General features: G+C 50.2%; 20 protein-coding genes and 1 tRNA gene. 12 read left to right on the plus strand and 9 right to left on the minus strand.

The window, feature by feature from the left end:
- The first annotated feature begins 81 nt into the window (after positions 1 to 81).
- The 8 genes from putA to Q0R17_RS01145 all read left to right on the plus strand — a co-directional run bounded on the left by putA (position 82) and on the right by Q0R17_RS01145 (position 7423).
- Entirely contained in the window at positions 82 to 3966 is a 3885-nt protein-coding gene (gene putA, locus Q0R17_RS01110) for a trifunctional transcriptional regulator/proline dehydrogenase/L-glutamate gamma-semialdehyde dehydrogenase (RefSeq protein WP_293931260.1), read from the plus strand.
- 254 nt (positions 3967 to 4220) lie between these two features.
- Positions 4221 to 4856 (plus strand): YceH family protein, encoded by a 636-nt coding sequence (locus tag Q0R17_RS01115; RefSeq protein ID WP_293931262.1) that lies wholly within the window; start codon positions 4221 to 4223, stop codon positions 4854 to 4856.
- Positions 4857 to 5005: 149 nt separating this feature from the next.
- On the plus strand, positions 5006 to 5197 hold the full coding sequence (locus tag Q0R17_RS01120; RefSeq protein WP_293931265.1) for a hypothetical protein: 192 nt from the start codon (positions 5006 to 5008) through the stop codon (positions 5195 to 5197).
- A gap of 73 nt (positions 5198 to 5270) precedes the next feature.
- Positions 5271 to 5816 (plus strand): YaeQ family protein, encoded by a 546-nt coding sequence (locus Q0R17_RS01125; RefSeq protein WP_293931268.1) that lies wholly within the window; start codon positions 5271 to 5273, stop codon positions 5814 to 5816.
- A gap of 56 nt (positions 5817 to 5872) precedes the next feature.
- Positions 5873 to 6187: a nucleotide pyrophosphohydrolase gene (locus tag Q0R17_RS01130; RefSeq protein WP_293931270.1), complete on the plus strand. Its 315-nt coding sequence runs from the start codon at positions 5873 to 5875 to the stop codon at positions 6185 to 6187.
- Entirely contained in the window at positions 6184 to 6720 is a 537-nt protein-coding gene (locus Q0R17_RS01135) for a DUF1415 domain-containing protein (protein ID WP_293931273.1), read from the plus strand. Before Q0R17_RS01130 ends, Q0R17_RS01135 begins: the two co-directional genes overlap by 4 nt.
- A 105-nt stretch (positions 6721 to 6825) precedes the next feature.
- Positions 6826 to 7308 carry a hypothetical protein gene (locus Q0R17_RS01140; protein ID WP_293931275.1) on the plus strand — a complete coding sequence of 161 codons (483 nt, stop codon included), beginning with the start codon at positions 6826 to 6828 and terminating at the stop codon, positions 7306 to 7308.
- Positions 7309 to 7348: 40 nt separating this feature from the next.
- Positions 7349 to 7423, plus strand: a tRNA-Arg gene (locus Q0R17_RS01145).
- A 1386-nt stretch (positions 7424 to 8809) separates the two neighbouring features.
- Here the strand turns inward: Q0R17_RS01145 and Q0R17_RS01150 are convergent.
- Genes Q0R17_RS01150 through Q0R17_RS01180 form a run of 7 tightly spaced genes read right to left on the minus strand, consistent with a single transcriptional unit; the run spans position 8810 to position 13113 of the window.
- The gene (locus tag Q0R17_RS01150; RefSeq protein ID WP_293931277.1) at positions 8810 to 9154 is read right to left on the minus strand and encodes a hypothetical protein; all 345 of its coding nucleotides are present in this window, start codon (positions 9152 to 9154) and stop codon (positions 8810 to 8812) included.
- Positions 9147 to 11042, minus strand: coding sequence for a DUF927 domain-containing protein (locus Q0R17_RS01155; RefSeq protein WP_293931280.1), 1896 nt, complete (start codon positions 11040 to 11042; stop codon positions 9147 to 9149). The genes Q0R17_RS01150 and Q0R17_RS01155 overlap by 8 nt, the downstream gene beginning before the upstream one ends.
- Positions 11042 to 12055: a toprim domain-containing protein gene (locus tag Q0R17_RS01160; RefSeq protein ID WP_293931283.1), complete on the minus strand. Its 1014-nt coding sequence runs from the start codon at positions 12053 to 12055 to the stop codon at positions 11042 to 11044. Before Q0R17_RS01160 ends, Q0R17_RS01155 begins: the two co-directional genes overlap by 1 nt.
- Complete coding sequence (locus tag Q0R17_RS01165) at positions 12052 to 12591, minus strand: hypothetical protein (RefSeq protein WP_293931286.1); 540 nt, start codon at positions 12589 to 12591, stop codon at positions 12052 to 12054. Before Q0R17_RS01165 ends, Q0R17_RS01160 begins: the two co-directional genes overlap by 4 nt.
- A gap of 19 nt (positions 12592 to 12610) precedes the next feature.
- Positions 12611 to 12733 (minus strand): hypothetical protein, encoded by a 123-nt coding sequence (locus Q0R17_RS01170; RefSeq protein ID WP_293931289.1) that lies wholly within the window; start codon positions 12731 to 12733, stop codon positions 12611 to 12613.
- Positions 12726 to 12971, minus strand: a complete 246-nt coding sequence (locus tag Q0R17_RS01175) for a hypothetical protein (protein WP_293931291.1) — start codon at positions 12969 to 12971, stop codon at positions 12726 to 12728. Before Q0R17_RS01175 ends, Q0R17_RS01170 begins: the two co-directional genes overlap by 8 nt.
- Positions 12964 to 13113 carry a hypothetical protein gene (locus tag Q0R17_RS01180; protein ID WP_293931293.1) on the minus strand — a complete coding sequence of 50 codons (150 nt, stop codon included), beginning with the start codon at positions 13111 to 13113 and terminating at the stop codon, positions 12964 to 12966. Before Q0R17_RS01180 ends, Q0R17_RS01175 begins: the two co-directional genes overlap by 8 nt.
- Before the next feature lie 327 nt (positions 13114 to 13440).
- On the opposite strand from Q0R17_RS01180, the gene Q0R17_RS01185 reads away from it, so the two are divergent.
- Genes Q0R17_RS01185 through Q0R17_RS01200 form a run of 4 tightly spaced genes read left to right on the plus strand, consistent with a single transcriptional unit; the run spans position 13441 to position 14770 of the window.
- On the plus strand, positions 13441 to 13761 hold the full coding sequence (locus Q0R17_RS01185) for a DNA-binding protein (protein ID WP_293931296.1): 321 nt from the start codon (positions 13441 to 13443) through the stop codon (positions 13759 to 13761).
- Positions 13736 to 14044 (plus strand): DNA-binding transcriptional regulator, encoded by a 309-nt coding sequence (locus Q0R17_RS01190; protein WP_293931299.1) that lies wholly within the window; start codon positions 13736 to 13738, stop codon positions 14042 to 14044. Before Q0R17_RS01185 ends, Q0R17_RS01190 begins: the two co-directional genes overlap by 26 nt.
- The gene (locus tag Q0R17_RS01195; protein WP_293931301.1) at positions 14041 to 14343 is read left to right on the plus strand and encodes a HigA family addiction module antitoxin; all 303 of its coding nucleotides are present in this window, start codon (positions 14041 to 14043) and stop codon (positions 14341 to 14343) included. Before Q0R17_RS01190 ends, Q0R17_RS01195 begins: the two co-directional genes overlap by 4 nt.
- Before the next feature lies 1 nt (position 14344).
- A complete protein-coding gene (locus tag Q0R17_RS01200; protein ID WP_293931303.1) occupies positions 14345 to 14770 on the plus strand; it encodes a hypothetical protein in 426 nt (141 codons plus the stop codon).
- 1 nt (position 14771) lies between these two features.
- Here Q0R17_RS01200 and Q0R17_RS01205 read toward each other — a convergent pair whose 3' ends face one another.
- Entirely contained in the window at positions 14772 to 15482 is a 711-nt protein-coding gene (locus tag Q0R17_RS01205) for a phage antirepressor N-terminal domain-containing protein (RefSeq protein WP_293931305.1), read from the minus strand.
- Positions 15479 to 15772, minus strand: a 294-nt coding sequence (locus tag Q0R17_RS01210; protein WP_293931307.1) for a hypothetical protein, incomplete at its 5' end; no start/stop codon positions are given. The genes Q0R17_RS01210 and Q0R17_RS01205, both read right to left, overlap by 4 nt.

Here is a 15772-nt window from a genome sequence, read left to right on the forward strand (position 1 = left end):
GCAACCCTAGGGATAGCCCTGATTTGTTAGGTGCAACTCTGTCTTAATATGCGAGCTTGATAAAATAACCACAGCATAGACATGGCCAGCACAACACTAGGAATTAAAGTAGACGATGCCTTGCGCGCACGGATTAAAACCGCTGCTCAGCAAATGGATAGAACGCCGCATTGGTTGATTAAGCAATCCATTTTTGCCTATTTGCAGCAGGTTGAGCAGGGCGTTCGTCCGCTGGAGCTGGCGCAAGATGGCGAAGCACTGTCTCTTCCTGATGATAGTGAAGGGATTGAAAGTAATCTACCTTTCCTAGAGCTGGCACAAAGTATTGCGGTGCAAAGTGTTTTGCGTTCAGCCATTACCTCGGCCTACCGCCGCCCAGAGGCAGAATGTCTGCCGGTATTGCTTGAGCAAGCCAAAATGCCGAATGCGCCAATGGCAGAGCAAACCCAAGCACTTGCGCATAAATTGGTGGCGGCGCTGCGCGCTAAGCGCACCGGTGGCGGTGTTGAAGGCTTAATCCACGAATTCTCTTTATCTAGCCAAGAAGGCGTGGCACTGATGTGCTTGGCTGAAGCGCTGCTGCGGATTCCTGACCGTGCTACTCGGGATGTGTTGATCCGCGATAAAGTCAGTAAGGGCGATTGGCATGCTCACCTTGGCCAATCGCCATCCTTATTTGTAAACGCCGCCAGTTGGGGCCTGATGCTGACTGGTAAATTGGTGGCGACCAATAGCGAGGCGGGCTTGTCGGCGGCGCTCACTCGCATGATTGGTAAGGGCGGTGAGCCACTGATCCGCAAGGGCGTCGATATGGCGATGCGCTTGATGGGCGAGCAGTTTGTGACGGGCGAAACCATTGCCGAGGCATTGGCCAATAGCCGTAAATTTGAAGCGCGTGGCTTTAGATATTCTTACGATATGCTGGGCGAAGCCGCCACCACGGCAGAAGATGCTAAGCGCTATTACGCCGCCTATGAGCAAGCGATTCATGCCATTGGTAAGGCATCCGCTGGTCGTGGTATTTACGAAGGTCCAGGTATTTCGATCAAGTTATCAGCCCTGCACCCACGTTATTCTCGCGCGCAGCAAGACCGCGTAACCGCTGAGCTCTTGCCTAGCGTGATCGCCTTGGCGCGTTTGGCCCGCCGTTACGATATTGGCTTAAATATTGATGCCGAAGAGGCCGATCGCCTAGAAATCTCCCTCGATCTACTCGAAGCCATGTGCTTTGATGAGGAGCTTGCTGGCTGGAATGGGATTGGCTTTGTGATTCAGGCCTATCAAAAACGCGCCCCACATGTCATTGATTATGTGATCGATTTGGCGCGTCGCAGCGGCCATCGCCTGATGATTCGCTTAGTGAAGGGCGCGTATTGGGATAGCGAAATCAAGCGTGCGCAAGTCGATGGCCTAGAAGATTATCCGGTGTATACCCGTAAGGTTTATACCGATGTATCTTACCTAGCCTGCGCTAAAAAACTATTGGCCACGCCAGACGCGGTGTACCCACAGTTTGCTACCCACAATGCCCAAACACTCTCGGCGATTTACCATCTGGCTGGGCAAAATTATTATCCAGGCCAGTATGAGTTCCAATGCCTGCACGGCATGGGCGAGCCTTTGTATGAAGAAGTCACCGCGCGTGAAAAACTAGGCCGTCCTTGCCGCGTGTACGCGCCGGTAGGCAGCCATGAAACGCTCTTGGCTTATTTGGTACGCCGTCTCTTAGAAAACGGTGCTAACAGCTCTTTTGTAAACCGCATCGCCGATGAAAACGTGGCAATTGAAGAGCTGATTGTGGATCCTATCGTACAAGCTCTAGCGGTGATACCCGCCTTTGCCCCACACGATAAAATCCCCTTACCAAGGTTTTTATTTGGCTTAAATCGACTCAATTCGAGTGGCCTAGATTTATCTAATGAGCATAGATTAGCGTCGCTTTCTGCTGCGCTGCTGGCGGGGGCTAATACCGAATGGCTAGCCCTGCCTATGCTTGGGATGACGGCTGAGCCGGCTGCAACACGTAAGCAGGCGGTTAAAAATCCTGCGGATCATCAAGATATTGTTGGCCATGTGATTGAAGCGGATGTGGCCGATGTGGCGACCGCTTTTATGCACGCCGCCAATATTGGCCCCATTTGGCAAGCCACCTCAGTGAGCGAGCGCGCTGCTTGCCTCAACCGTGCGGCGCAATTGTTGGAATCAGGAATGCAGCCGCTGTTGGGGCTGATTGTGCGCGAAGCGGGTAAATCTCTGCCTAATGCGATCGCCGAAGTGCGTGAAGCAGTGGATTTCTTGCGCTATTACGCGCAGCAAATCGAGCAAGATTTTGCTAACGATTCGCACCGTCCGCTTGGCCCTATCGTATGTATCAGCCCGTGGAATTTCCCGCTGGCGATCTTCATTGGCCAAGTGGCCGCCGCTTTAGCCGCAGGCAATCCTGTACTGGCTAAGCCTGCCGAGCAAACGCCATTGATTGCCGCCGAAGCCGTGCGTATTTTACGTGCCGCAGGTGTGCCAGCGGGGGCGGTGCAACTGCTGCCAGGGCGTGGTGAAACCGTTGGTAGCGCCTTGATTAGCGACGCGCGTTGTAGCGGGGTGATGTTTACCGGCTCCACCCAAGTTGCACGTTTAATTGCCAGTAATTTAGCGCAGCGTTTAGATAAAGATGGCCGTACTATTCCGCTGATTGCGGAAACCGGCGGGCAGAATTGCATGATCGTCGATTCATCGGCGCTGGCAGAGCAGGTGGTGGGGGACGTACTGATGTCAGCCTTTGATTCGGCTGGCCAACGCTGCTCGGCACTGCGCGTATTGTGCCTGCAAGAAGAAGCTGCTGATCATATCTTGCATATGCTTAAAGGCGCGATGCAAGAGCTGCATATGGGTAATCCAGATTCGCTCAGCGTGGATGTCGGCCCTGTGATTGATGCTGAAGCCCAGCAAAATATTGCTGCGCATATTGCCGCATTTGAGGCGCGTGGTGCCAAAGTGCTGGCGCTGCCCTTACCAGCAGCTTGTCAGCAAGGCACGTTTATCGCGCCAACACTGATTGAAATCAACAGCCTTACTGAGCTGAAGCAAGAAGTGTTTGGCCCAGTGCTACATGTGATTCGTTATCGTCGCGAAGCATTGGATCAATTGATTGACGATATCAATGGCACAGGTTTTGGGCTGACCTTTGGCGTGCACACACGCATCGACGAAACCATTGCTCATGTGGTTGGCAAGGTGCAAGCAGGTAACGTCTATGTAAACCGTAATGTGATTGGTGCCGTAGTTGGAGTACAACCTTTTGGTGGCGAAGGTTTGTCAGGCACGGGGCCTAAGGCGGGTGGGCCGCTGTATCTGCCACGTTTATTATCACGCCGCCCAGCACAAACTTTGTCTGGCGATCAGGCTGCCTTAGCCCCATTACTGGCTTATCACGATCACTTGCAAGGGAGCCAGCAAACCGAAGCCGCTGCGCGTTGCAGCCGTTATTTAGCGGGATCTGGCCTAGGTGCCAATCTTGATTTGCCAGGCCCAACGGGTGAGCGCAATCGCTATCTGCTGCATCCGCGTGGCCCCGTGCTTTGTATTGCCGCCAGCGAGCAAGGCGCGATTGCGCAATTTGCCGCAGCATTGGCCAGTGGTAATCAAGCGGTCTTTATTGCCCACCCCGTAGCGCAAGCGCTGCAAGATTCCTTGCCGAACACCCTTAAAAGCCGCTTATCTCTTAAATCTACTCTTGAAGAGGCTAGAAATATTGGGGCAGTATTGTTTGAGGGGGATAGCGATGCATTAGCCAAGATCAACTGTCAAATCACCGAGTTGGCAGGCCCAATCTTGCAAGTGCAAGGTCTATCCAGTGCGGCTTTGGCTGCGGGCGAAGATTTCGATTTAGCCCGCCTCTTGGCAGAGCGCTCTATCAGCGTCAATACCGCAGCAGCAGGCGGTAATGCTAGCTTGATGAGTATTAGCTAAGCACTAAAACCCAACTCTTGAACTACGGAGGACAAAGAGAGCACTGAGTTACACGGAGAAAACCTTGTGAGTAATGATATGTTTTGCAGCACATCACTATTTCTTTGTTTTCCTTCGTGGGCCTCTGTGTCCTCCTTTTGCTCCGTGGCTCAAGGCCTAGGTTTTTTTGATGGATTTTACTGTGTAACTTCTTTAGTAAGCTTTCCCCCAATCGGTGCATAATAAGCCTGTCTGCATTGTTTAGCTGGTGGTTTATGACTTTCCTTCTTTCCCTGCTCGAAACCCGCATTCTTGGTGCGTTGATTGAAAAGCAGATTACTGTTCCTGATACTTACCCCCTCTCGCTTAACTCCCTTGTTTCAGCTTGTAATCAAAAATCTAACCGTGATCCTGTCATGGAGGTGAATGACACCGAGGTGGATGAGGCGCTGGTTCGTTTAAAAGAATTGAAACTGGTGGATGGCTACCATCCCGGCGGGCGGATTGCGCGTTATTCGCAGCATTTTGCCGCTGTGCTACAAATTCCGTCGCAATCGGTGGCAATTTTAGCCGCGCTCATGTTGCGTGGCCCGCAAACGGCAGGTGAGCTGCGTTTAGCCTGCGAGCGTTTACACAAATTCTCAGATATTTCGGCGGTAGAAGGCTTTTTAGAAGAGCTGGCGGAGCGAAGCGCGGGCGGTTTAGTCGTGAAGCTGCCACGCGCACCAAGTGCAAGGGAATGCCGCTGGGCGCACTTGCTATCGGGTGAGCCAGTGATGAATGAGTTGCAGTCCCATACTAAGGGCGTTGTAGATTCGGCATTACAGCTTAAGGTGGATGCTTTAGAGGCTGAGCTGTTGGAATTAAAACAAAAAGTGGCACAGATCTGTGCGGAGCTAGGAATCGAGTAAATTGCTGCATTGCGGTGGCCGTTTGGCTGCCGCATTAAAGTCGCCATCGTTTGGGCCGATGATCTGGGTATACGGTATGCAAACTTTCCACTTGTTGGCACGATGCTTGCATAACCTTTTGATAACACTTGATTATCAGGATGTCTATCATGAGCACTTTTGTTATTCACCCTATCTGGCCAGTAAGCGAACCTGAAGCGATGGAATACGGCTTGTTTCGCGTCACCCACCATGGCGAGCAAGAATTGCTGCGCAGCGCCTGCCTAGAAAGCCTGACCGACGCCCATCATAAAATGCAGCATCTAGCACATCATCAAGATAGCCATAGCAGCAAGCCGTGAGGCTTAGCTTTACATTTCCTTGGATGGTCTGTGCAGGGTAAGATGCGGGCTTATTTCAACTTCGTGAACCGCCATGGCCCTCAAGGCAACTATTTTTAAGTCTGATTTGCAAATTGCCGATATGGATCGACATTACTACGCAACGCATCCGTTAGTGATTGCACGCCATCCTTCTGAAAATGATGAACGTATGATGGTGCGCTTATTAGCATTCGCCCTGAATGCCAGCGAATCGCTCGCTTTTACTAAAGGCTTGAGCGATACCGATGAGCCAGATATTTGGGATAAAGATTTAACCGGCGCGATTCAATTGTGGATTGAATTAGGCCAGCCCGATGAAAAGCGCATTCGCCAAGCGTGTGGGCGCGCCGAAAAAGTGGCGGTGTTTACCTATAGTGGCAATAGCGCCGATGTTTGGTGGAAAGGCATTGCCAGTAAACTAGAGCGTTTAGATAATCTGCAAGTGATTAATGTACCAATAGAAATGACTCACACATTAGCCGCACTGGCTAATCGCAATATGCAATTGCAATGCACGATTCAAGATGGACAAGTATGGTTGGCAGATAACAGCCAATCTATCGAAGCGCATTTTGCGGTTTTAAAAGCATATAAATAATGTAGGGTGGGCAAGTTTTTATGCCCACGTGCAATGTAATAGAGAGTCATCTATTTATGGATTTAAACCAATTAATGCTCGATGTTCGCCAATTTGCTAAAGATCGCGATTGGGAGCGTTATCACACGCCTAAGAATTTATGCATGGCAATGTCGGTAGAAATGGCCGAATTACTTGAGCATTTTCAATGGGATACCGCGGCAGAATCCCAGCAATTAAGCCGTGAGAAGCGCATCGCCGTAGAGCAAGAAATGGCCGATGTACTGCTATATATGATTAGGCTAAGTGATGTGCTAAATGTAGATTTAGAAACCGCCATTCGTGAAAAAATGCTGCTTAATGCCATTAAATATCCGCCCTTATCAAAATGACTCTTCCAACTCATCAACAAATCATTCAAGAGACTGAGCGCTGGCTAACGACCGCCGTGATTGGTCTTAATCTTTGCCCCTTTGCTAAAGCGGTGCACGTTAAAAAGCAAATTCGCTATGTGCTGAGTGAGGCACGCAATATTGATGTTTTGATTGAAATATTGATTACCGAGCTAGAAACTTTAGCTGCTGCAGATCCTGCTGAAATTGAAACTACGCTGCTCATCCATCCCTATGTTTTGGGCAATTTCTTAGCCTATAACGATTTTCTAGAAATTGCTGATTCTTTACTGGAAGAGCTGAATCTAGAAGGGGTTTTGCAAATTGCCAGTTTTCACCCGCAGTATCAGTTTGAGGGCAGCGCCCCAGATGATATTGATAACTACACCAATCGCAGCCCCTATCCCACTTTGCATTTAATCCGCGAAGAGAGCATTGCTAAGGTAGAGGCTGATGCCGATGTGATTGTAGAGCGCAATATTGCCAATTTGCGTGCTATGGGCTTAGCGGGTTGGAAAAAACTGTGGGAATAATTCCGGTGGTTTGATCAAATAAGAAGTGGGCAGCATTTACATATTAAAAAATGAACTTTAGCTCTGTATTCTTTCCAAACAAGGATCGCTCGCTAAGGATTTGTTATGCTGTTCCGTATTACTATTTTGTGTTTGGCCTTGGTCATGACTGCTTGCCAAGAAAACCACACTCCTCGCTCTAAGGCTCAAGCAGAAGCGAGCACCCCTGATGTGTTTTTTAAAAAGAACCAAGCCGAATGGGATACCTTGCAGCAGTTTATTGGTCAAAACCCACAAGATATTAATCTATGGGAGCGCGCACCGCTTAAGCATGCACTGCGCTTATTACTTGGCCCTCAGCTGGCTACCTTTAAGCTGTATATAGAAAAATCCAGCCCACTTTTGCAAGATCGCGTGTTGTATGTGACTGGCAGCAGCCGAGAGGAAGGTAAGGGGAAGGCGTATATTCTGATTGATGTTGAAAATAGAAAATTAGAAGTGGGCATTATTAGTAATGGCAAGCTAGAAGTTTTGACTACGCCTGGTGAAGCACTTTATTTTCCTAGCGATTTAGAGCCGATGATAAAGAAATTAAGCATTAGGATGTAAAACCTTGCGGATGATGGGTATAATCTGCGCTGCAAAAGTAGTCCTCGTAGTACAACGGATAGTACAAGTGCCTCCTAAGCGCTAGATACAGGTTCGATTCCTGTCGGGGATGCCAAGCATCAATTCAGCCTAGTTCGTGTAAGTCCAACAAACCCTGCAAACATGCCGCTTGCGGGGTTTTTTGTTTCCGCCACAGTGCGCCAAATACCCCCTACAGCCGCTCTCCATTGTTGGTATATTTGTTGGTATATTTTTTATATACCAACAATGCCATATCTAGGTAGTTACCCCTACAAAATCGCGCTACTAGGTGCTGGCAGGGAATATGCACGCGATGCGTTTTTGCATTTGGGCTTTAAGGCTTAAATGTGGGGGCGCTGATAGCAAGCGCCTATAGGCTGATATAAGACCAGCTCAGCAGGGCTGCAAATCAGCAATATTATGCTTTTAACCTTTTCCCCCTGTTAACTAACTTTTAACAGGCCACGCTAGCGCGGCAACGAGGCTCGCATTACCCGTGCTGGTAGGCTGTTTACAGTACCTTTTTGCTTTTGGGGTGGGGTAGGTTGACGGGGCAGTGTCAACCTTGTTTGACCCTTTGCCACTAGCGGCTGTGCGAGGCTCGCATTACCCGTGAGCGGTTCACTAGTGATTTCTCCCCATAGTTATAGATAAACCAGCCACACCGGTCACACCCTTAGGTACATGTTAAATTTATAAATATAGATATATACCCTGCCGGATCGGGTAGGCCCTTAGCTTGGTTTGTTCCCTTGTGCTCCACTTGGCGGCGTAAGATTAAAAGGCCATAGTCTGAGTAGAAGCAAGATGATTATTGTTTTATCTTACAAGTATGCAGAAACAGAAACAGGTTAAGCTAAGCTAAAAAACAGTAATCCTTACAGCGTGTAGGTATCACAAAACGAGCGCGAAGGTGTTCCCCCTGTGCGCCCCAGCAGCACATCGGGGGTAGGGGGTGGGTGTTTTTCTGGTGTGACCAGTGTGACCAGTGTGACCACGTTGATTTAAAAGGACTTTTTTTGTTTGACCACGTAAAACCAAGGTGTGACCGGTGTGACCAGATTGGCAAGCGAGATGGGCAGCGAAAGAGGCGTAAACCCTTTTAAACAAAGGGCTTAGCAAGGGACGGGGCAAAAGAAGGGAGGGCAAGCTAGGGCATACCGCCTTGCCCTTAGTGAGTTTATGTAGCGATTACAGCAGGTGTTTACGCTTGCCACTGCACCATAAAACACCACCAGAAGCTAAAGCCAAAGCAAGAAGATACGTCATGGTTTTGATGGGCTTTACGCTGATTTGTAAGCTGAATGGCACACGGCCCATGATGCTTTATATTTTATATTTACTTTCATATTTACAACAAGTAAAGAAAGTAAATAGACAGGGGTAAGCACCGAAGTAGCACACAAAAACAAAGGCCATCAGCAAACGCCAATGACCTTGTCATCTTATAAAGGGAGAGGCTAAAGCGGCTTATACCGGTTTAGGTGTAGGTATCCCCCGCCTTTAAAATCGCTAACGATTGCTTACTAGCCAAGCAATACCCTTTAGCAATTGCTAGCACCGCAGCCAAGAAGCTGGGGGTTTCTAGTTGATTCAGCATATCCGCCTTGTCGTCCTGTGAGCACCCCAGAAAATCCGCTACATTGCCCACCACTTGCCGCCACGCTTGCCGCGCTTCTCGGCTATGGCTGGGTAATAAGAATGCGGGCTTTAGCGTGGTGGGCGCTTCAACACAAACCGGCGCAGATAGAAACGCCGCTAGGGCAGCAGCCCCCACCGTTGGGTGCTCGCTTGGGCTAGGCTGGGCAGAATAGGGGCTAGTCATCGCCACCACTGTAAAGCATGGCGGGATTGACTAAATAATGCCCGACATTGGCACGACCACTGCCAGGTAATTTACCAGAACGAGAGGACTTACCGTCCTTAGAAGGGGTCAATACGCCCATTTCAAGCAGCAGCTTATTGGCCCGCTTTAAATCTCGGCCTTTCAGTACATCATTGGCCCATGATTCACGGTAAACGTAATACGTGACCTCAGAGGCTTTGACATCCGTAAACTGCCCATTAATCGCAATATCCATGGTCTTAGCAAAGCCACACATCCCCAGCGTTTTAGGGCCGTGTGTGTCGATCACGGTGTTTACTTCATCATTCCAGCGGTGAAAGCGTGACATACCGTGCTGTTCAAAGAAATAGCGAATTTGGCGGATGATTTGCCTGTTTTCTTCATCATCAGCACCGCCGCGATGTTGTAGCCAATCTGCAAACATACACTTAGCCGCTTCCCATGCCGCACCCAGCGGCCAGCCGGTCAGGCTATAGCTAGTAGCCAGCTCACCCGCATAGGCCGCTAATGCGAAATACTGCACGGCATGGCGCACTTGCCCAGAAGCGTTTACCGGAACACATTCAAGCGCAAATTTTTTTATTGCGTCCTTCATCTGGCTGATTAACTGGTCGCGGTCAGCTTTCGTTAGCGCGGTAATAAACTCACGCCCTACTACACCGTAATTCAATAAGGCGGCCTCTTTCATTGCCCCGCAAATCTCAGCACCGCTATTAAAACCGTGCAAGTCGTCCAGTACGCCATATTCCCCCTTTGTAAAAATGGATATTAAGCGCACAGCTTGCCCTGCTTTAATTTCAACGCCCGCTATTTTTAATTCTGTAGCAAGATCATGCTCACCACTAGAAATTAAAAAGCATTTCCAGCTCGTAGCCTCACGCAAACCGCCACCATCTCGACCGCGTGCCTTGCCGCGCCCTTGACTCAGCATGTACACCGTAGGCCCCAGTGTCTTACCGTCTGCCTCTCCAATTTCATCGAGAAATAAAGGCAGGTCGTTAAATGTAGCGCTAGTGTATTCAATGGCGGTCGCCGTTGATTTCCATGTTCTCCGATACCCATCAACATCACCGTTGGGTTTGTCATAGATCGAAACAGCAACGTCACATATTGTTGATTTGCCAGTTTTAGAACTGCCATACACATGAAAACCGCCAGTATCCAGTCCGGTTAAGCGCAGCAACGGCCCCGCAAATGCAGCCCCCATTAAAAACAGCAATAGCGGGTTACCAATGGCAAACCGCGCCACGCCATCCCGCCAGCCTTCAAAGGTTCCCTGAGCTTTGACCGGAGTGTCCTGATTGCCAGAATAAAGCAATGCCTCATCAGTACGGCCTATGATTTCATCCGGTAAAACAAATGCCTCTTTATGCCAGCCCGTAGTGGGAATCAATCGCGCCCTAGGGACTTCAGCCCCTGATTGCAGATATTGCAACAGTAGCTTTTTAGTATCCGGAGCAAAGCTAAACCACAGCCCTAAATCGGCCAGCTCTTCTAATACGCGGCTTGATTGATCCGATAGCAGCTTAGAGCGCGGGATCATGTGCTCTTTCTCGCTGCCATCCAGATCATGCAGCTTAACCAACACCGCCCAGCCCGCGCCGTCTACATTTCTAACTTGGGCCACTAGCCACAACGGCCCGCAAATCTTTCTAGGCTCAGCATCATCAGCCTGATAAAAAACGCCATCAGCGCTGGCTTTAAAATGGCCTCCACTGGTTTTTATGGTATTAGTCTTAGCTTTGGCTTTAGGCTTGGTGGCCGTTTGGGCCGCGTCTGCTTTCGCCCCTAAAGGCGGTGTTGTTTCTGGATTTTTAAGGCGCTCCAAATCCGTTGCGCCGACTTTAATTGATACGGTATCTAGCATTATTCTTCTGCTTTAGTCAGTACATCTAGCCAATCCACACCGGCGATGCTTGGGTATAAAACTCTTACGGTTTTGCCTTGGCTTATCAGCCGTTCAGCCAGTTGATTAGCCGCTTTTTGGCCGGTTTGGTTTTCGTCATGGTCGGCAAAAATAAACACCTCTTGCACTTGCTCAGGCAACACCATCGCCGCCACGCCAAAGGCCGATAAACCAGCCCATACCGGCAAGGCATTCGCGCTATAAACGGCTAAAGCGGTTTCAATGCCTTCTGCTACCGCCATACGGGAAGCGCAAGGAAACAAGCGCACCGCCGCGCCTTTTGCATCAGCAGATTTAGCGCTCCACTTTTTAACGCTGGGGACGTTGGCCTTGTGACCATTGGCTTGAAGGTGGGTTTTATGCAGCGCCACCGCATCGCCATTGGGCGCTTGTACGGCGGCAATCATCGCGGGATAGTTGCCTAGCTTAATCAGCTTACCGTCCGCCTTATCCCAATAGGGTAGGGCCGGATTAAAGCGTAAAGCCTTGGGATAGTCGATTAATTCCAGCCCCCTATGCCTTAAATACAGGCCCACGGTGCTACCGGCCTGAATAGGAAAGCTGCTATGCCACAGGGCGAAGTTCTCAGCCTTGGCTTTTTCCCATGCCCGCCGCTGCTCAGCGTCTTCTAATGCCTTGCGCTCTGCTATGGCCGCAGCATTAGGTGCAATCGCAGCCACCGCAGCACCGCCCAATACATCAGCCACAAACCGCGCCGCGCTGATAAAGTCAGTTTGGCGGTAATCCATCAGCAGCCGGAAGCCATCACCGCCATCAGGGCAATGTTGATTACAAATATGCCCGCCGCGCCCGTCTTTGTCGGTAAACCGAAAGCGGTCTTTGCCACCGCATACAGGGCATGGGCCGTGCTTGTTTTTAAGAAAAGCCAGATCCACACCGGCGGCTTGCAAGATAAGTGGCCAGCGATCACGGGCCGCATCTTTAAGCACTGTAATATCAAGGCGGGCTGTCATATTGTCAGATCCACCAGCGCACCGGCGGTACGGGTGTGCTTATCCAGAATCCCAACAATACCGGCTAAAGCACTTGCCACAGCTCGATCATTTAAGGGCGCTTCACTACTCATAGAGGCCGATACCGCATCTACCAAGTGCGTGACTTGCTCTAAGCCAATCAGTAAATCGCACAAACCCTGATCTAAGGCTTGTTTATTCCCTTGGATAGCTTGCTGATCTACTGCCCTAAATTGCTCGAACTCATACAACACATACGCAGTCGCATTATTTATTGAGTCGCTGCGACTTGCTGAAAATGCCTTTAAAAAACGCCGTGTATCTTCATTTTGTAAGTCATCTAAGCCCCAACGGGTTGGCTTTTGTGCTTCCTGCTCACTGGCCAGCGGCTCAGGCTCAATATGCGGTTTCACCTTGCGGCTACGCTTAGGCTTATTTACTGGGTTTGGACGGCTTGGCTGGCTTGAATAGCCACTAAATCCTGAGTTTTGGGCGCAAGAATCCCCGCCCGCTATACCAATAGCGATTTTTTCCATGATGATGAATTCCTAAGTTTTAACGGGTGTGGATACGTGCAAAGGCGGGCTTAGTACGCTCTTGCTTGGGCCGACGTAATGCGGTGTTTAATAGTGCGAAGTGGCGGGCTTTGGCGCTGGCATTGCGGCTAGGTTTACGCATGATTAGCCCCTTTAATCAAAGCCATCACGGGCTGTAAATAGTCCAGCGCTAGCAAGGATTGAAAATAGCAATCTTGCGGATGCTTCACCCCTTGCAGGCATTCAAACGTCAATTGCAGCGCGATAGAGACATACATCTCCGTTGCGGCTGTCGGTGTGTAGTCATCCGCTGCCAAATGGGCATTAGCCATCGAATGCGTGACAGTCACGGTTTGGAGCAGGTTTAAATGATTATTCATGGCTAGCCCCTCCTATCGCATGCACCAGCGCAAAAGTCGCTAGCGTAGCCAGAATGACGGCCACAGAAGCGCCACGCTCGAAAGCAAGGGTAAGGAGAATGACGGTGCAATAGGAAAATAAGACGCGGGCGTGCTTGGGCATGGTGAATGCTCTCTTTGTGAGTTTGAGTAACCCACCGCTTCGAGACCAATCGAAGGAGGCAGGCCGTAACAGGGTTGGTCTACCGGCCACAAAGAAACCGGTGCTACCGAAGTAGCCCCCACTACGACCCGCCATAAAGGACGCATCTATAGTGTTGACGGACGTAAAAAAGCCGCTATGTAGCGGTTTGTCCGCTTTGTGGTTCGGGAGACCAATCCCGTCTGCACTATTGAATGCAGCACGGCCAATATAGGCAAGCTTGCGGCTTGCGTCAAGTGGTTTACTCCTACCTTGTGGGACTATCCTACATTGGCGTATAGTGAAGTAATGAACACAATTATTGAAACCTCGGTATTTCAACGGCTTTGGCCTTATTACTGGACTGAAGAAGAGCGCGGCGAATTTGCCGCCCACCTTGCAGAACATCCCGAATCTGGGGATGTAGTCCGAGAGTCGGGCGGATGTAGAAAAATCCGTTGGCAGCGCCAAGGGGCGGGTAAATCCAGTGGTGTACGGGTGATTTACTTTAACCGCATGGCGAACGGGCAATCTGTCTTGCTGTTTATGTATGCCAAAAGCACCACCGGAGCCATTGCAGGCCATAAATTGAAGGAGTTGAAAGATGTTATCGAAGCCACTCAGCGATGAAGAGCTAACCGCCTTTGAAGCTAACCGCGATATTGCCGCCGAATTAGAAGAGTCAGTAAGGCAAATGCTAGCTGGTGATACCCACCCAGTCCCACTACCCGCCGTCATCGCAGCGCGTGCAAAGACAGGGTTATCACAAGCCGCTTTTTCTGCCTTGCTGGGTGTATCTGCTAAGACCTTGCAAGCATGGGAACAAGGCAGGCGTAAGCCATCCAAAGCCGCGCAAACCCTGCTAAAAATCGCCAATGACACACCGGAAATATTGCGTAAGTACGCGGTATGAGTGTCAACAACGGTATACGCCCCATTCATGCGGGGGAGATTTTGCGTAAAGACTACCTTATCCCGCTGGGGATGAGCGCCCGCGCCTTGGCTGTGGCCTTGCACGTTCCCGCCACGCGGATTAATGATATTGTGCGCGAACGCCGTAGCATTAGTGCCGATACCGCCTTGCGCTTGGCTCGGTACTTTGGTGGGGACGCGCAAAGCTGGCTTAATCTGCAATCCGCCTACGATTTGAAGATTGCAGCCACGACCAGCGCCAAGCAAATCAACCAAGAAGTGATACCCATCGCGGCTTGAAATGAGCCAAAAAGTAGATAAGGAATGTGTGCAATTCCAAGCCGATTTACTGCAATCGGTTAGAGAAATGAACGCCGGTCGCGCCGGTCGCAGCACGACCGTGACGCTTTCCGCCGCCCGAAACAAGGCAGGAATCAACCAAGCGCCATCTAAAACGCCAATGACTGAAGCGGAACTATTCGCCCGCGATGCACAGCGGGACATTGGCGCGGAATTGCTTGAATCTATACGGCAAATGGTCGCGGGTGAAACAAGTCCCGTACCTTTGCCGCCGTCACGGCCTTTATCAGACGATGAATTAAGCCAATTTGAAGCAGGCCGCGATATCGCAGCCAAACTGGAAGAGTCAGTAAGGCAGATGCTCGCAGGGGAAGGGCGACTTGTTTTCCCTTTGCCTGAGTCGATGAAAGATAAGCCGATAGCGTAGCTCATGCTAGCGTTACCGTTGTTTCAATCTTAAGTACCGGATCAGGAAAGGCGCTATGCAATTGCTTAGCCGCATCCTTGAGCTTTACCCCCTGAATAAACAACTTACGCAGCATTTTTCCCGCGTCTTTGAGTCGATCAAGCGCCACTTTAGGCAAGGCTTGACGGGCCAGCCCATCGGGCAGGCGATCAGCACCGCATACCACCTGATTTAAGCAGCTCTGAATCTTGGCATACAAGCCAGAATGCGGCACCGCATCCGCCGCCTTGCCATAAATAGCCGCGTATTCGTCTTTAAACACCGCCAGTGTGTCGGCAATCTGAAAGGCCATCTGTGTCGATAAGGTTTGCTGTTCTGCTTTGCCGGTTGTCCAGTAATCGTTCAATGCCTTGGTGCATTCATCTTGGTAATCAAGCAAAGCTTGGCGAACATCAGGGCTTACTTTATTGATGTTGATCGAATACAAAAAGCCTGCAACCTGTTCTAGTGGGATCGTTAGCAACTCGCGCATCTTGCCATCAGCGGCAACCATGGTCATATCACCACAGTTGAATTTAGGGTCAGGCAGCAGTTTTTTACGCTGACTACTAAAATCAAGCCCGAATACTTCGCATAAATGCCGAACTGATACAAACATCGCTTCACCGGCTGTAATCGCTTCAATGCCACCCAAGGCAAATGGCACAATATGGCCTTGTGTAATCGGTTTCAATGCAAACCCTCCTTAGGTAAAGCAGGCACTAACCCACACGCGGCTTGTACTTCATGCGCCAGAATAAGCAGCCCCGCCGCTACCCCCATAAAACGCGCCGTCGCTTCTGGGCTTAAACACTCGCACGCTTGCAAGCCGTCAATCTGGGTGTTTAGCAGGGTGGCCACGTCAAAATCAAGGTTATCCGCCTTCATATTGGCGGCCATCATTGCCACCGTTTCGCCGATATTCAACGTGCTACCGTCGGTTAATGTAATTTCGCCTATTTCGCTAAATGGTCGGTTCATTGC

Source organism: Iodobacter sp., assembly GCF_025352645.1.
Classification (GTDB): domain Bacteria; phylum Pseudomonadota; class Gammaproteobacteria; order Burkholderiales; family Chitinibacteraceae; genus Iodobacter.

What these genes read in the sequence shown, in the direction of transcription:
- Q0R17_RS01125 (WP_293931268.1), top strand. Translation starts at nt 5,271, where the DNA reads ATGGCCCTCAAGGCAACTATTTTTAAGTCTGATTTGCAAATTGCCGAT.
- Q0R17_RS01200 (WP_293931303.1), top strand. Translation starts at nt 14,345, where the DNA reads ATGAGCCAAAAAGTAGATAAGGAATGTGTGCAATTCCAAGCCGATTTA.
- Q0R17_RS01135 (WP_293931273.1), top strand. Translation starts at nt 6,184, where the DNA reads ATGACTCTTCCAACTCATCAACAAATCATTCAAGAGACTGAGCGCTGG.
- putA (WP_293931260.1), top strand. Translation starts at nt 82, where the DNA reads ATGGCCAGCACAACACTAGGAATTAAAGTAGACGATGCCTTGCGCGCA.
- Q0R17_RS01185 (WP_293931296.1), top strand. Translation starts at nt 13,441, where the DNA reads ATGAACACAATTATTGAAACCTCGGTATTTCAACGGCTTTGGCCTTAT.
- Q0R17_RS01180 (WP_293931293.1), bottom strand. Translation starts at nt 13,113, where the DNA reads ATGCCCAAGCACGCCCGCGTCTTATTTTCCTATTGCACCGTCATTCTC.
- Q0R17_RS01170 (WP_293931289.1), bottom strand. Translation starts at nt 12,733, where the DNA reads ATGCGTAAACCTAGCCGCAATGCCAGCGCCAAAGCCCGCCACTTCGCA.
- Q0R17_RS01140 (WP_293931275.1), top strand. Translation starts at nt 6,826, where the DNA reads ATGCTGTTCCGTATTACTATTTTGTGTTTGGCCTTGGTCATGACTGCT.
- Q0R17_RS01160 (WP_293931283.1), bottom strand. Translation starts at nt 12,055, where the DNA reads ATGACAGCCCGCCTTGATATTACAGTGCTTAAAGATGCGGCCCGTGAT.
- Q0R17_RS01175 (WP_293931291.1), bottom strand. Translation starts at nt 12,971, where the DNA reads ATGAATAATCATTTAAACCTGCTCCAAACCGTGACTGTCACGCATTCG.
- Q0R17_RS01130 (WP_293931270.1), top strand. Translation starts at nt 5,873, where the DNA reads ATGGATTTAAACCAATTAATGCTCGATGTTCGCCAATTTGCTAAAGAT.
- Q0R17_RS01120 (WP_293931265.1), top strand. Translation starts at nt 5,006, where the DNA reads ATGAGCACTTTTGTTATTCACCCTATCTGGCCAGTAAGCGAACCTGAA.
- Q0R17_RS01150 (WP_293931277.1), bottom strand. Translation starts at nt 9,154, where the DNA reads ATGACTAGCCCCTATTCTGCCCAGCCTAGCCCAAGCGAGCACCCAACG.
- Q0R17_RS01115 (WP_293931262.1), top strand. Translation starts at nt 4,221, where the DNA reads ATGACTTTCCTTCTTTCCCTGCTCGAAACCCGCATTCTTGGTGCGTTG.
- Q0R17_RS01165 (WP_293931286.1), bottom strand. Translation starts at nt 12,591, where the DNA reads ATGGAAAAAATCGCTATTGGTATAGCGGGCGGGGATTCTTGCGCCCAA.
- Q0R17_RS01195 (WP_293931301.1), top strand. Translation starts at nt 14,041, where the DNA reads ATGAGTGTCAACAACGGTATACGCCCCATTCATGCGGGGGAGATTTTG.
- Q0R17_RS01155 (WP_293931280.1), bottom strand. Translation starts at nt 11,042, where the DNA reads ATGCTAGATACCGTATCAATTAAAGTCGGCGCAACGGATTTGGAGCGC.
- Q0R17_RS01190 (WP_293931299.1), top strand. Translation starts at nt 13,736, where the DNA reads ATGTTATCGAAGCCACTCAGCGATGAAGAGCTAACCGCCTTTGAAGCT.